The sequence below is a fragment of the Pseudomonas sp. AU12215 genome (genome assembly GCF_001675465.2).
Lineage (GTDB): Bacteria > Pseudomonadota > Gammaproteobacteria > Pseudomonadales > Pseudomonadaceae > Pseudomonas > Pseudomonas nitroreducens.
Genome location: NZ_MACM02000029.1, coordinates 1 through 15,254, shown reverse-complemented (window position 1 = coordinate 15,254; position 15,254 = coordinate 1). Strand labels below are relative to the sequence as shown.

General features: G+C 59.5%; 9 protein-coding genes and 1 pseudogene. 8 read left to right on the top strand and 2 right to left on the bottom strand.

All coding sequences use genetic code 11. From position 1 onward, the window contains the following. Positions 1 to 36: 36 nt before the first annotated feature. From A9513_RS07880 to A9513_RS07845, 8 genes are all read left to right on the top strand, one after another. Positions 37 to 1,575 (top strand): class I SAM-dependent DNA methyltransferase, encoded by a 1,539-nt coding sequence (locus A9513_RS07880; protein ID WP_065084468.1) that lies wholly within the window; start codon positions 37 to 39, stop codon positions 1,573 to 1,575. Continuing rightward, the gene (locus A9513_RS07875) at positions 1,568 to 3,454 is read left to right on the top strand and encodes an ATP-binding protein (RefSeq protein WP_065084410.1); all 1,887 of its coding nucleotides are present in this window, start codon (positions 1,568 to 1,570) and stop codon (positions 3,452 to 3,454) included. Before A9513_RS07880 ends, A9513_RS07875 begins: the two co-directional genes overlap by 8 nt. Beyond that, positions 3,447 to 4,607: a restriction endonuclease subunit S gene (locus A9513_RS07870; protein WP_065084409.1), complete on the top strand. Its 1,161-nt coding sequence runs from the start codon at positions 3,447 to 3,449 to the stop codon at positions 4,605 to 4,607. Before A9513_RS07875 ends, A9513_RS07870 begins: the two co-directional genes overlap by 8 nt. Beyond that, positions 4,604 to 7,612 carry a type I restriction endonuclease subunit R gene (locus A9513_RS07865; protein WP_065084408.1) on the top strand — a complete coding sequence of 1,003 codons (3,009 nt, stop codon included), beginning with the start codon at positions 4,604 to 4,606 and terminating at the stop codon, positions 7,610 to 7,612. Before A9513_RS07870 ends, A9513_RS07865 begins: the two co-directional genes overlap by 4 nt. 94 nt (positions 7,613 to 7,706) lie before the next feature. Beyond that, positions 7,707 to 9,419: a DUF262 domain-containing protein gene (locus A9513_RS07860; RefSeq protein ID WP_065084407.1), complete on the top strand. Its 1,713-nt coding sequence runs from the start codon at positions 7,707 to 7,709 to the stop codon at positions 9,417 to 9,419. A 413-nt stretch (positions 9,420 to 9,832) separates the two neighbouring features. Then, positions 9,833 to 11,092, top strand: a complete 1,260-nt coding sequence (locus A9513_RS07855; RefSeq protein ID WP_065084406.1) for a hypothetical protein — start codon at positions 9,833 to 9,835, stop codon at positions 11,090 to 11,092. Continuing rightward, a complete protein-coding gene (locus tag A9513_RS07850; protein ID WP_026146252.1) occupies positions 11,089 to 11,703 on the top strand; it encodes a hypothetical protein in 615 nt (204 codons plus the stop codon). The genes A9513_RS07855 and A9513_RS07850 overlap by 4 nt, the downstream gene beginning before the upstream one ends. Further along, complete coding sequence (locus A9513_RS07845; RefSeq protein ID WP_255302830.1) at positions 11,703 to 13,496, top strand: hypothetical protein; 1,794 nt, start codon at positions 11,703 to 11,705, stop codon at positions 13,494 to 13,496. Before A9513_RS07850 ends, A9513_RS07845 begins: the two co-directional genes overlap by 1 nt. Here the strand turns inward: A9513_RS07845 and A9513_RS34720 are convergent. Together A9513_RS34720 and A9513_RS36710 are read right to left on the bottom strand one after the other, a co-directional pair. After that, positions 13,473 to 13,737 (bottom strand): annotated as a pseudogene (locus tag A9513_RS34720) (Tn3 family transposase); the annotation flags it as partial. The gene A9513_RS07845 and the pseudogene A9513_RS34720 overlap by 24 nt on opposite strands. Before the next feature lie 14 nt (positions 13,738 to 13,751). Continuing rightward, complete coding sequence (locus A9513_RS36710) at positions 13,752 to 15,056, bottom strand: PAS domain-containing methyl-accepting chemotaxis protein (protein WP_016486921.1); 1,305 nt, start codon at positions 15,054 to 15,056, stop codon at positions 13,752 to 13,754. Between the last annotated feature and the right edge of the window lie 198 nt (positions 15,057 to 15,254).

The window sequence follows — 15,254 nt, the reverse complement described above, 5'->3', positions numbered from 1 at the left end:
GCTGCGCGCGCTCGACTGAAGGAAAAGTTTGCCCAGATGGAACAAGAGAAAGCTCGTAGCACCAAACGCATCAGCCAACAGGAACTCGAAAGCTACCTGTGGGGCGCCGCCGTGCTGCTGCGCGGCCTCATCGACGCGGGTGACTACAAGCAGTTCATCTTCCCGCTGCTGTTTTACAAGCGGGTCTCGGATGTCTGGGACGAGGAATACCAGGCGGCGCTGGCCAACTCAGGCGGTGACCTCTCTTACGCGCAGTTCGCGGAGAACCACCGCTTCCAGATTCCCGAGGGCGCGCACTGGAACGATATACGCCAGACCCCGAAGAACGTCGGTGCCGCCATCCAGAAGGCCATGCGCGCCATCGAAAGCGCCAACCCGGATCTGCTCGACGGCATCTTCGGCGATGCGCCGTGGACCAACCGCGAGCGCCTGCCCGATGAAACGCTGAAAAACCTGATCGAGCATTTTTCGACCCAGACACTCTCAGTGGCCAACGTGCCCGAAGACGAGCTCGGCAACGCCTACGAGTACCTGATCAAGAAGTTCGCGGACGACTCAGGCCACACGGCAGCCGAGTTCTATACCAACCGCACCGTCGTCCACCTGATGACGCAACTCCTGGCACCGCAGGCGGGTGAGTCGATCTACGATCCTACCTGTGGCACCGGCGGCATGCTGATCTCGGCCTTGGACGAAGTGAAGCGCTCGGGCGGCGAGTACCGCACGCTCAAGCTCTACGGGCAAGAGCGCAATCTCATCACCTCATCCATTGCCCGCATGAACCTGTTCCTGCATGGCGTGGAGGACTTCGAGATCATTCGGGGTGACACCCTGGCCGAACCCAAACACATCGAAGGCGATCGCCTGCGCCAGTTCGACGTGATCCTGGCCAACCCCCCGTACTCCATCAAGCAGTGGAATCGCGAGGCCTGGAGCAGTGACAAGTGGGGCCGTAACTCGCTGGGTACGCCGCCGCAGGGCCGCGCCGATTACGCCTTCCAGCAGCACATCCTGACCAGCCTCACCGCCAAGGGGCGCTGCGCCGTGCTCTGGCCCCACGGCGTGCTGTTCCGTAACGAAGAACAGTCCATGCGCGCCAAGATGGTCGAGCAGGACTGGGTCGAGGCCGTCATCGGCTTGGGCCCCAACCTGTTCTACAACTCCCCGATGGAGTCGTGCATCCTCATCTGCAACCGCAAGAAGGCCGCCGCTCGCAAGGGCAAGGTGATCTTCATCGACGCGGTGAATGAGGTCACCCGGGAGCGGGCGCAGAGCTTTCTGAAGCCCGAGCACCAGCAGCGCATCCTGACCGCTTACAAGACGTTTGCCGATGTGCCCGGTTTCGCCAAGGTCGCCACTCTGGCCGAAATCGGTGCCAATGCCGGCAACCTCTCGATCCCGCTGTACGTGAAGCGCATTGCTGCCGCCATCGCCACCGACAGCAATGGTGACGCGGTATCGCTGCGCTCTGCCTGGGACCAATGGCAAACCGATGGCCGCGCGTTCTGGCAACAGATGGATGCGCTGGTCGAAACGCTCGATGGTCTCGTCGCTCAGGAGGCTGCCGATGCGTAGCGCTACCGATCTACTGGATGAACTCAATGCGGTGGACGAGTCCGCCCGCATCGAAGCCAAGCGTGCCAGCGACATGGGTAAATCGGTGATGGAAACGGTCATCGCCTTTGCCAACGAGCCCAGCCTGGATGGCGGCTACCTGCTACTGGGCGTGGACTGGGCGATCAACGACAAGGGCGATACCGTGTACCGGCCGGTGGGGTTGCCCGATCCGGACAAGGTGCAGCGTGATCTCGCCAGCCAGTGTGCCAGCATGCTCAACGTCGCTCTGCGGCCAGAGATGCAGTTGGAGCAGGTGGGTGGCAAGACGCTGCTGGTGGTGTATGTGCCCGAGGCTGACGTCACTCACAAACCCATCTACAAAAAAGCTACGGGCCTACCAGGCGGCGCTTACCGCCGCATCGGCTCAAGCGACCAGCGCTGCGTCGATGAAGACCTCTGGGTGTTGCGTGGTGAAAGCCAGCCCTTGCATGGCCCTGATTCAAGCATTCTTTCTGATGCCCGCGCCGACGACTTTGACCCGACCGCCATTGCCGCGTATCGGCGTGAGCGTGCCCGCATCAACCCCCAGGCCGAAGAGCTGGACTATGGCGACGAAGACATGCTCGAAGCCCTGGGGGCACTAAGGCGTGTGGATGGTGTTTTGCAACCCACATTGGCTGGCATCGTTTTGTTCGGTAAACCGCTAGCTTTGCGCAGATTGCTGCCCATGGTGCGTATTGACTACATACGTGTACCGGGCAACGAATGGGTCGAAGATCCAGAAAATCGCTTCCAATCCATCGACATCCGCAAGCCCCTGATACTGGCATTGCCGCTCGCCGAAGCCAGCATTATTGATGAGCTGCCTAAAGGCTTTCGCCTGCCAGAGGGCCAGCTACAGAGCGTGCAAGAGCCCATTCTGCCGCGCAAGGTGATCCGCGAGGCGCTGGCCAATGCCGCCATGCACCGCAACTACACCCTACACAGCCCAACGCAGATCATTCGCTACAGCAACCGCATCGAAATTCGTAACGTCGGCTACTCCCTCAAGGAGCCAGCGCAGCTGGGCTTGCCAGGTTCACGTCTGCGCAACCCAGCCATTGCAGCAGTGCTGCATGATCTGCATCTGGCCGAAGCCAAGGGTACGGGGATTCGTGCCATGCGGCGCCTGGCTGCGGATGCAGGCTTGCCGCTGCCAGAGTTCCACTCAGACCGGCAGGCCAATGAATTTAAGCTCACCCTGTTTCTGCACAACCTGCTCACCGAAGAAGACCACACCTGGCTGCGCAATTATGCGGGCAGCACACAGGGCCCCGACGAAGCCAAGGTGCTGATCTATGTGCGGGCAACCGGCGCGGTGGATAACACCGCCTGCCGCGACTTCTGTGGCTCGGATACCCTGGCCGCCAGCATGGTACTGCGCCGGCTGCGCGACCGGGGCCTGCTTGAGAAGCGGGGTGCAGGCAGTCGCACCTATTACACCCTGGCCGGTAATGAGCCTCGGCCGACTCTGGAGAGCGCACAGTCAGAGCTGCCGTTGGATGTCCCCGCAGACACCCCTCCTGTTGGCCAGCCTCAGCCTGCAGAGGCGGTAGCGGGCCAGCAAGCATGCAACTCTCAGCTTGCAACCTTGCCGCCTGAGCTTGCAACCTTACTTGCAACCTTGCAGGGCCGGATCAGCAGCGAAGCCTTGCGTAACGGTATCCGCCGCCTGTGCCAGTGGGCGCCCCAGAGCGGTGATCAACTTGCAACCTTGCTGGGTAAAGACCGTGACTATCTGCGTAACAAGCATCTGATCCCCATGGTGCGTGACGGCCAATTACGTTTCCGCTACCCGGAAAGCGCCAAACATCCACACCAGGCGTATGTTGCCCCAGAGGACAAGCGTAATGATTGAAAGGGATTTGAAACCCGGCTGGAAAGTCTGGCGCTTCGAGCAGATGGCGACGAACGTCAATGTCCGCATCGACAACCCGTCCGAGTCGGGCATGGAGCACTACGTTGGCCTGGAACATCTGGATTCCGACTCACTGAAGATTCGCCGTTGGGGTTCGCCGGACGATGTGGAAGCCACCAAGCTGATGTTCAAGAAGGGCGACATCATTTTCGGACGCCGTCGCGCCTACCAGCGCAAGCTCGGTGTTGCAGAATTTGATGGCATCTGCTCGGCCCATGCGATGGTACTGCGTGCCAAGCCCGAAGTCGTGCTGCCGGAGTTCCTGCCCTTCTTCATGCAGAGCGATCTGTTTATGAAGCGAGCAGTGGAAATATCTGTTGGCTCACTGTCGCCCACAATCAATTGGAAAACGATGGCCATTCAGGAGTTCGCGCTACCGCCAATTGATGAACAAGTAAGGCTTGTTGATCTGCTTCAAGCGATAGAGCGCACGACTGAGTCGCATCGGAAGATAGGCGGCTCCGCCGACAAGCTTGTTCGTTCATTGCTGTCCGACGTGCTGAATCGGGAATGGCCAGTTGTCGACCTTGGCTCAGTCGTTCAGGGGACCCAGTACGGCCTCTCAATCAACGCCGGATCGGACGGTCAATATCCGATGCTGCGAATGATGAATATTGAAGATGGGCTCTGCGTCGAAAATGACATCAAGTATGTAGACCTCAGCGAGAAAGACTTCGAAGCCTATCGGCTGGTCGACGGCGATGTGCTTTTCAACCGGACAAACAGCTATGAGCTAGTTGGCCGAACAGGAGTGTACGAGCTCGAGGGCGATCACGTCTTTGCTTCGTACCTGGTACGGATCAAGACTATCCCTGAAAAGCTGGAACCGAAGTTCCTCACGCTTTACCTGAACTCTGATTTCGGGCGTCGACAAGTTCTTGCATATGCGACGAAAGCGGTAAGCCAGGCGAACGTGAACGCCAGTAACTTACTCCGTGTTCGTCTGCCTTTACCGCCCTTGGAGGTGCAGAAGCAGCTGCTGGAGGAGATTGCGTGCGCGAAGTCCGCGGAAAGAGCAGCGATGGTGCGCCGCTCTTCCGCAGAGGAGATGAAGAAGCAGTTGCTGGCAGAAATTGCGGGGGACGCAGAGTGAGCTCTTTCAACGAATCCAACACCGTCGAAGCCTACGTCCGCGATCTGCTCGCCGGCCCAGTCAAGGCTGTCCCGGCCAACACCGCCCAGGAACCTCAAGCCAGCTACGGTCCCAGCCCCAAAGGCATCGGCTGGCGCTACGCTGCTCCGTCTGAGGTGCCGCGCCAGATTCAGGAAGTGCTGGTCGAACCTTGGCTACGGGATGCGCTGATCCGCCTAAACCCCGAGATTGCCGCCCAGCCCGACCGCGCCGACGAGGTGCTCTACAAGCTGCGCGCCATCGTGCTGTCGGTGCGATCGGATGGGCTGATCCGCGCCAACGAGGAAATGACCGCCTGGATGCGCGGTGAGCGCTCGATGCCCTTCGGCCCCAACAACGAGCATGTGCCGGTGCGGCTGATCGACTTGGATGACCTGGCGCAGAACCAGTACATCGTCACCCAGCAGTTCATCTACCGCGCAGGCCCCACCGAGCGCCGCGCCGATCTGGTGTTGTTGGTCAACGGGCTGCCGCTGGTGCTGATCGAGGCCAAGACGCCGGTCAAGAAGTGCATCAGCTGGGTCGATGGCGCGGTGCAGGTGCACGACGACTACGAGAAGTTCGTGCCTGAGCTCTTCGTCTGCAACGTGTTCTCGGTGGCGACCGAGGGCAAGGCCTACCACTACGGGTCCATCGGCCTGCCGGTCAAGGATTGGGGGCCGTGGCATCTGGATGGCGACGGTGACGATGGTCAGCACCACCCGCTGAAGTCGCTCAAGCTGTCCGCTGAAAGCATGTTGCGCCCGCATGTGGTGCTGGACATCCTCGGCAGCTTCACCCTCTTCGCCACCAACAAGAAAAAGCAGCGCATCAAGATCATCTGCCGCTACCAGCAGTTTGAAGCGGCCAACAAGATCGTCGAGCGCGTGCTGGCGGGTTACCCCAGGAAAGGGCTGATCTGGCACTTCCAGGGCTCGGGCAAGTCGCTGCTGATGGTCTTTGCCGCCCAGAAGCTGCGCATGCACGCCGGCCTGAAGAATCCCACCGTGCTGATCGTGGTGGATCGGATCGACCTGGATACTCAGATCACCGGCACCTTCACCGGCGCGGACATTCCCAACCTGGAAAAAGCCGACAGCCGCGAGAAGCTGCAGCAGCTGCTGGCGCAGGACGTGCGCAAGATCATCATCACCACGATCTTCAAGTTTGGCGAGGGCCCCAATTCAACAAAAGGGGGCAGCCTGAACGACCGCAGCAACATCATCGCACTGGTAGATGAAGCCCACCGCACGCAGGAAGGCGACCTCGGTCGCAAGATGCGCGAGGCGCTGCCAAATGCGTTCCTGTTCGGCCTGACCGGCACGCCGATCAACCGTGCCGACCGCAACACCTTCTACGCCTTCGGAGCCGACGAGGATGAGAAGGGCTACATGAGCCGGTACGGCTTCGAGGAGTCGATCCGCGACGGTGCCACGCTGAAACTGCACTTCGAACCGCGCTTGATCGATCTGCACATCGACAAGGCCGCGCTGGACGCCGCCTACAAAGACCTGACCGGCGGCCTGTCGGATCTGGACAAGGACAACCTCGCCAAGACCGCCGCCAAGATGGCCGTGCTGGTGAAGACGCCCGAGCGCATCCGCAAGGTCTGTGAGGACATCGTCGAGCATTTCCAGACCAAGGTGGAGCCCAACGGCTTCAAGGGCCAGATCGTCACCTTCGACCGGGAGTCCTGCCTGCTGTTTAAGGCCGAGTTGGACAAGCTTTTGCCGCCCGAGGCCACAGACATCGTGATGTCGGTGCAGGCGGCGGACAAGAAGGAACATCCAGAGTACGCGCCCTATGACCGTTCACGCGATGAGGAAGAACGGCTGCTCGATCGCTTCCGCGACCCGGCCGATCCGCTGAAGCTGATCATCGTCACGGCCAAACTGCTGACCGGCTTCGACGCGCCCATCCTGCAGGCCATGTACCTGGACAAGCCGTTGCGCGACCACACGCTGCTGCAGGCCATCTGCCGGGTGAACCGCACCTACTCCGAGCAGAAGACCCACGGCCTGATCGTCGACTACCTCGGCATCTTCGATGACGTGGCAGCAGCGCTGGAATTCGACGACCAGAGCGTCAAGCAGGTGGTCAGCAACATCCAGGAGCTGAAGGACAAGCTGCCTGAGGCGATGCAGAAATGCCTGGCCTTCTTTGCTGGCTGCGACCGCAGTTTGCAAGGCTACGAGGGCCTGATCGCTGCGCAGCAGTGTCTGCCCAATAACGAGGTGCGAGACAACTTCGCCGCCGAGTACAGCGTGCTCAACAAGATCTGGGAGGCGCTGTCACCGGACACCGTTCTGGGCCCCTTCGAGAAGGACTACAAGTGGTTGTCGCAGGTGTACCAGTCGGTGCAGCCCTCCAGTGGCCACGGCAAGCTGATCTGGCATTCGCTGGGCGCAAAGACCATCGAGCTGATCCACCAGAACGTGCATGTGGACGCCGTGCGGGATGACCTTGACACCCTGGTGCTGGACGCTGATCTGCTGGAGGCCGTGCTGTCGAACCCCGACCCGAAGAAGGCCAAGGAGATCGAGATCAAGCTCAAGCGCCGACTGCGTGGGCATGGCGGCAACCCCAAGTTCAAGAAGCTGTCGGAGCGGCTCGATGCGCTGAAGGACCGCTTCGAATCCGGGCAGATCAACAGCGTCGAATTTCTGAAGCAGTTACTGGAGATCGCCAAGGAGACGCTGCAAGCCGAGAAGGAGGTCCCGCCCGAAGAGGACGAGGATCGTGGCAAGGCTGCGCTGACCGAGCTGTTCAACGAGGTCAAGACGGCCGAGACGCCCATCATGGTCGAACGCGTGGTCGCGGACATCGACGAGATCGTGCGCCTCGTCCGGTTCCCGGGGTGGCAAGGTACGCAGGCCGGCGAGCGTGAGGTCAAGAAAGCGCTCAGGAAAGCGCTGTTCAAGTACAAGCTGCATGCGGATGAGGAGCTGTTCGAGAAGGCCTACAGCTACATCCGGCAGTATTACTGAGCGGCCAGCATGAAAATGGGTTCGGAAACGGTGTTGCGGATCGGTTGGCCCGGTGTCGCCGGCAACCATCATCAAGGATAGAGAGGAACGAAGCATGGCCAAGGCTGAAGCCAGCGTTGAAGAACTGGTCTCCATGATCGAGCGCGGTGAGCTGCGCTTGCCGGAAATGCAGCGGCAGTATGTCTGGCGCTCCACGCGCGTGCGCGACTTGCTCGACTCCCTGTATCGGGGCTATCCCTCGGGGGCGATCCTTCTATGGGAAACCGATGAGGCCGTGCCCCTGCAAAGCTTTGCCGTCAGCCAAAGCAATAACCCTTATCAGAGCACCCGCCTGCTGCTCGATGGACAACAGCGTCTGACTTCGTTATCTGCCGTCATTCGTGGCGAGCCGGTGTCGGTACGCGGTCGCCGTCGGCCCATCGATTTGCTGTTCAATCTGGAGCATCCCGACCAACTGGCCGTCGTGACCGAAGTGGATGAGAACGGCGATGACGCTGAGGTCGATGAGGAAGGCGAGCTGGGCGGCGACGAGGCCGACGCCAGCGAGGACGAACTGCTGACGCGCTTCAACAAAATGACCTTCGTGGTGGCGACCCGGAAGCTGGAGCAGTTGCCGCAGTGGGTGAAGGTATCCGAAGTCTTCAAGACCGACAGCGATGCGCCTTTCCTCAAACGTGCGGGCATCAGTGGCTTTGATGATCCGCGTTACGAGAAATACAGTCAGCGCCTGGCCCGGCTACGCGGCATTCGCAAGTACGTGTATCGCATGGACGTGCTGGAGCGAACACTGTCCTACGACGAGGTCACGGAAATCTTCGTGCGGGTCAACTCGCTGGGCGCCAAGCTGCGCAGCTCCGATCTGGCTCTGGCGCAGATCACGGCCAAATGGCGGCACTCGCTGCAGACCTTCCTGGATTTCCAGAATGCTTGCGCCCAGAACGGTTTCGAGCTGGATCTGGGTTTGCACCTGAAGAATTTGATGGCCTTTGCCACCGGGCAATCCCGTTTTCTGACCGTCGGCAGCCTGACCCTGGAGGTACTGCAGCAAGCGTGGAAAGAAGCCTGCGAGGGGATGGAATTTGCCCTCAATTTCGCACGCAGCAATCTGGGTATCGACAGCCCTGCCTTGCTGTCATCGCCCTTCTTACTCGTGGTACTGGCCTACTTTGGGCATCGCCGCGACTATGCCCTCAGCACGGAAGAGGCGCAGCAGCTACGTTACTGGGCCTTGGCTGCCAATGCCAAAGGCCGTTTCTCCCGGGGTTCCAGTGAGACCATTCTGGATCAGGATTTGGCGACCATCCGTAATGGCGGCGGCGTCAATGAATTGATCGACCGGCTGCGTCTCCAGTTCGGCCGCCTTGACATCACGCCGGAAGAGCTGGAGGGGCGCAACCAGCGCAGCGCGCTGTTCAAGACCATGTTCCTGGCGTTTCGTGCGGCAGGCGCTAAGGATTGGCGCAGCCACCTGGCCATTGCCCTGGACCACTCGGGCAGTCAGCACCGCTTGCAGTTTCATCACATTTTCCCCAAGGCATTGCTGCGCGGCAGCTACACCCCTCGCGAGGCCGACGACATCGCCAATCTGGCATTCATCGGCGGCAAAACTAATCGCGCGATCAGCGACAAAGCGCCTGTGACCTACCTGTTGCCGCTGGTGACGCAGCACGGTGAAACACCATTCGCAGCACAGTGCATCCCGGTGGAGGAGGAACTGTTGGCACTGGATCACTACAAGGCGTTCTTGCAAGAGCGCCGTAAACGCATCGCGGCGGCACTGAATGCTTTCATCCATGCGACCGCTTGAGCTGTCAGCGCCACCTTGTTGCCACACTGTGACCCACATGTCGCCACAATGCTGCCGCCATGTTCAACACAATGTTGCCACGCTGTTCACCACATTGACGCCACTTTGTGCACACAGTGTTGCCACCATGCCTGACACATTCCGGGTGGGACGCAGGCCGAGAGTCGCTTGTCCCCGGCGCGATGAGCACATTCTTTGTGCTGGCTCGCGAGAGCACAAAGAATGTGGCCGCTGGGCTCGATTTCGCCAGAAATCGGGCGCGGCGGCGTGGGGACAACGAATGGTCGATGCGTCCAGCCTGAACCTTATGAAACCCCGCTGCGGCCATGCGCCGGGTTGCCGCCCTGTGCGGCTGGCGGGTGAGAGCATGCCGCACAGGGCATGCCTGCTCGGTGGTGGGAGACTGAACTGACATGGCCAACCCTCGCTCTCTGGTCTACGCGCTTTACACCCATTGGGACACCGTGGAGCTTTTGGTGCGGCTGTCGCGCGAGTTTGCCGTGCTGACCAGCGATCAGGTGTTGAACGGCATTGCCAAGGTATCCGGGCAACGGGATGCCGAAACGCAGGGCGCGGTGCTACGTGCCTTGGTCAATGCGGACATCCTGCAAACCTTGCCGCGCAGCAGCGATCTGCAGCTCAATGCCTATGTGCTGGAGTTCGTGCGCGGCCTCACCCGTGAACATGAGCTGGGCCTGGCTGCCGTACTGCAGGCGCGTGTTGCGGCCATCCGTGAAGCCACCGAAGCACTCAATGAGGGGATGCTCGGGGCCGACATGGATCGCGTGCGCGGAGCCGCCAACAAGCTGGCAGAACTCTTCCGCCAGATCAGTCTGCAGCTCGATCAGGACCGGCACGCGCTCTTTGAGCTGGCGGAAAACGCCAAAAGCGCCGACAGCAGCATGCCGATCAGCCAGCGCTACCGCGAGGTGCTGGAAGCCTACGATCATTATGTGGAGCCGATGAACCAGATGATGGACAGCGGCTCGCAGGGCACCTTCTATCGCTATCTGGAAGAAGCGGAGCGTGCGCTCGACTTGAGCCTAGAGCAATTGTCGGTACAGGGTGCGCTCTACTCGCATCGCCTGCAGTTGCGTCAGGTGGCGCACCAGGCCAAGGAACTGCGGCGCTTTGGGCGGCTGGTTGCGCAACAGTGCGCCGATACACTGCTGCCCTTACGCGAAGAGCTGCGTCAGCACAACGCACTGACCAGTGCCATCAGCTTGCTGTTGGGGCAGGTGCGCAAACGCGGTCTGCGTCGCGCGCTGTCGCGCCCGGCGGATGAGACCGCACTCCCCGTCTGGCGCAATGAGCGCGGTTTCAAATTGCAATTGGGCGATGAGGTACGGGCGATCATGGCTGCCGCGCGCCAATACCAGCCGCAGGCGGTGGCCTTTCCGCAGGATGAGCCTGGCGATGACGCTCCCTTGCTGGAGCAGGTGGACGAAGCCGCTATTCGTGCGCATCTGGCCCGCAGCCTGCCGGTGGAAAATCTGCTCGATTGGCTGCACCGCCATTACACCCACCTGCAGGATGCCACCCTGCTGCGCCTGTTCCATGACCTGCAACATGAGCCCGGCTGGCAGTTCGAGGCAGCCAGCCAGCCTGAAAAAACCACGCTGCAGACGATTCGCGTCCTGCATCACCCTCACCGCGTGAGTATCCCGCAATGACGATCCCACACGCTCTGGCAGCCGCCCTGTCGCAAATGCCGGCATTGGCCGAGCTGTTCCGCCTGTTTCTCTCCGGCAAACACCTGAATCGAATGGCCGAGCCCGCGCTGTGGGCGGAGCTGGAACAGCACGAGGCCAGCTATGTCGGCTTGTTTGCCGCGCTGGGGTTCGAGCTGCGCCTGGATGCCAGGGGCTTTGCCTGGTTTCACAACAGTGACGCCAACAGCAACATCGGCAAGATCAGCCGCCAGCTGGCCTTGCTGTTCATGGTGATCTTCGATGCCCAGGCCAACGCCGGCAAGGCCCTGCAGCGCTTTACCGATTGGCTGATCGACAGCGCCTGGCTGGCCGAGGTCTACAAGCAACAGCAAGACCTGCTGGATGCCGAGGGCCTCAACCCCGACGCCCTGGTGGAGCTGATGGGCCGCGCCTGCAACCTCGGCTTTGCAGTGCCAGAGCCGGCGGGCTGGCGACTGCTGCCCGCTGTATGCCGTTACCTCGATCATTTCGAAAGCCTGGCGTTGACGGCCAAGACCGATGGCGACGAAGAGAGCACGCCTGCAGCGGAAGACTGGACTGCGGATGCACCAGACGACGAGGAGAACACCTGATGCAGTACGGGTTCCAACGTCTGGTCCTGCTGGGCAGCGCCGGCTACTCGCGTGCCGAGCTGCCGCTCGATGGTGCGGTCTCTCTGGTAGCGCCCAACAATACCGGCAAGACCAGCCTGATCAATGCCCTGCAGTTTCTGCTGATCATCGACCGCCGCCGCATGGATTTCGGCGCGCATGACGTAGACAAGAGCCGGCGCTTCTATTTCCCCAACAACAGCGCCTATGTGCTGCTGGAGGTGTCGCTGCCGGAGTCCGGCACCGTCGTGCTGGGTTGCGTGGGCAAAGGGGTGAGCTTCGAGTACGAGTATTTCGCCTATGCCGGGCCGCTGAAGGTCGAGGAGTTCTGCCTGCCGGATGGCACCCTGGTGCCCCAACCGCAACTGGCCAGCCATCTGGCGAGCTTTGGGCGCCGGGTGTTCAGCTACAGCAGCAGCGAATTCGCCGACATGGTCTATGGCGGGCGCAGCCGCAAGCTCGCCAGCCAGCAGGATTTCTGCGTTTTCCGCCTGGAGCACGCCAGCGATGCCAGCGTTTTTCAGCGGGTGCTGACCCGCACGCTGCGCCTGGACAAACTGCGCTCCAGCGAGGTGAAAGACTATCTGCTGCAGATTTTCCGGCGCGATCTGCCGGATGCCAGCATCGACTTCAAGGCGGAATGGGACAAGGCATTCGCCGATCTCAACGCCGAACGCAGCCAGTACCTGGCCGCCGTGCGGCTGCAAGCCACCCTTGGCGAACTGGAACGGAAGCAGGAGGCCCGCCTGGTGTTGCGCGGCAAATTGCTGTGCTGGCGCCCCTTGATCGACGCGGCACTGGGTCAGTGGCAACAGCATTACGAGACCCGCCAGCAAACCTTGCAGCATGAGTTGGCGCAGTGCGATGTCGAGCTGCAGCGCCTGCGCGAAGAGGATATGCGGTCGGCTGGCGAGAAAAAAGAGTGCGAACTGGAACAAAAGCAGCTCCGCCAACAAAGCGAACAGTTGCGCGCGTTGCAGCAGCGTTTTGCCTTGATCCCTGAACGCGCCCTGTTGGAGGCGCGCCGCCGCGAGCTGCAGGAACAACGGGATGCGCTGGTGGTACGGATCGGCCAGGCCCAGAGCCGCACGCCTGCGGCCATCGAGCGCGAGCTGGCCCGGATCGAACGGGAATCCGCGCAGCTGGCTCAGGAGTTGCGCACCCAGGGGCAGAACCTCTATCAGCAACTGGCCGGTGTCGTATCTGCGGAACAACTCAGTGCGCTGAACAAGATGCTGGCCAAGCCGGTACTGACTTTGGGCAGCGAAGACTTCCATCTCGATGGCAAGGCGCTGATTGCAGCCTTGGCCGATGCTGATGCCCGGCAACTCAACTTGCCTGGCCTGCAACTGCGGCTGGAAGCCCTGCCCGCGCAGTATCAGCAACGCACTCTGACGGAACTGGGCGAATTGCAGCAGGAGCTGCAGCAACAGCAGGCTCAGCTGCAAGAACAATTGGCCACCGCCCAAGCCCTGGAGAGGGTCAAGCAACAGCGCCAGGCATTGGAGCAGCAACTGACACAGATGGATGCCGAACTGCGAGACTACGCGCAAATGCAGGATCTGCAGCAGAGCGAGGCCGAGCGCAAGACGCGGCTGCAGACACTGGAGGACAGGCTCGCAGAACTCGGCACCCATTTGGCCCAGTCGGCACAGCGGCACTACGCACTGGATCAGCAGCGTCAGCAACGCCAGCAGGATTTGGCGGCCTTGCAGCAGGGGGTGCCCGCAGAATTCGGAAAAAATCGTACGCTAAGGTTTTCCGGGCAATCGTAGCGGCCTGAACTTCCCGACCTCCAGCCTGCGGCTCTGCCGCCAGACGTAATCGCCAGTCAGGTTGATGTGCTCCCAGCCCAGCGGCAACAGGTATTGCAGCAGCTCGCCGCCCACCGACTTGCCTCGACCAGCCCCAAGTGATGCGCTCCAGATACATCGTGTTCCATAGCACGATGGCCGTCACCAAGTTTGGGCTTCTGGCTCTGTAGCGCTGCGGCTCGAAGTTCCGATCCTGATTTTGCCTAAAACTGGACACTAGCTATTGTCTTTGAACAACGTCGATACGGTACGGGCAACATGGTCTGCACCGTCACTGATTTCACGCATAATAGTTGTTACAGTTGCGATCTGATCGTTGTTTTCTTCGGCGCTTCTAGCGATGCTGTTCATATCTATATTCAGTTGCTGAGTAAGCTTTCCGTTAGCAGTTACCACATTCTGGATTTCCACGGTGGCACTGCTAGTTCGAGCTGCCAACTGACGAACCTCGTCGGCTACTACAGCAAAGCCTCGGCCCATTTCACCCGCTCGGGCAGCTTCAATTGCGGCGTTAAGTGCTAGTAAGTTAGTTTGTTCTGCCACGCCTTGGATGGTGGTAACAATTTTCTCGATATCTTTAGCCTGAGCATTTAGCTGTGTAATCAAAATAACCGCACCGTTTATTAAATTAAGTGTGCTCTGAGATAATTCAATTGAACTAGCAAGGGACTCCATGCCCCGCACGGAAATTTGAGATGTCTCCTCGGCGGTGGTGAAGGAAAGCTCTGCGGCTTGACGGATTTCATCAGCCTTATGCTTCTGCGAGCTGACGTCGGTGGCAAATTTTAACACTTTCACAACCTGGCCGGCTTCATCAACGACGGGGTTGTAGGTGGCCTCAAGATAGATGGTCTCTCCCGATGCGGTCTTGCGCTCAAATTGCCCGCTGAAAAAAGTTCCTCCCTTTAAACTCTGCCAAAAATTTGTATTTTCTTGATAAAAATTATCGAAACAGAACATTCGGTGGTGTCGACCCTTGATATCGCTGAGGCGATAACCCATAGCACGGAGGAAATTCTCATTTGCATGCAGAATGTCACCGTTAGGTGTGAACTCGATCTCCGCCATCGAGCGGGAGATGGCTGCATGGACGGCTCTTAGTGAGAGTAACTCGTTTTCTCTCTGAGTGACATCTGAGCCAATCTTAATGATTTCAATAACTTTTCCATCTTGATTTTGAACTGGAATATAAGTAGCCTCAATCAATATTAAGTTACCGTCTTTGCGCAGCCGCCTAAATAAACCTGATAGAGGATGGCCGTCAGCCAATTTCTGCCAGAAGCGCGAATAATCAGCTGTGCTAGCATAATTCTTTTCGCAGAAAATTCTGTGGTGCTGCCCTGCTATTTCTTCGAGTTTGTAACCAAGCATCTCTAGAAAGATATTGCTCGCATAGATTACGCTCCCGTCTGGCCTGAATCTGATTTCCGCGACATTTCGATTTATTGAATCAAGCTGCCACTGTAGTTCTGAGAGCTTATTTTCTGTGTCCAGCAGTTGTTTGTTTTTATTGAAAAACATAATCATTACCTTTGTGCAAATAAAATAATACTTGGGGCCTAATTTATACTGTATCGGTTAGCGCAACCGCTTCTTGAGAGCATAGCTCTTTATAGTTGGGCGGTTGCAGAAGCTGAGTGCAACACGGTTACTGGATTGAAGCAGGTGCATCATGCTGCAACGCCACTACCTCTGTCATGACCTCAATCGGGCATTTCC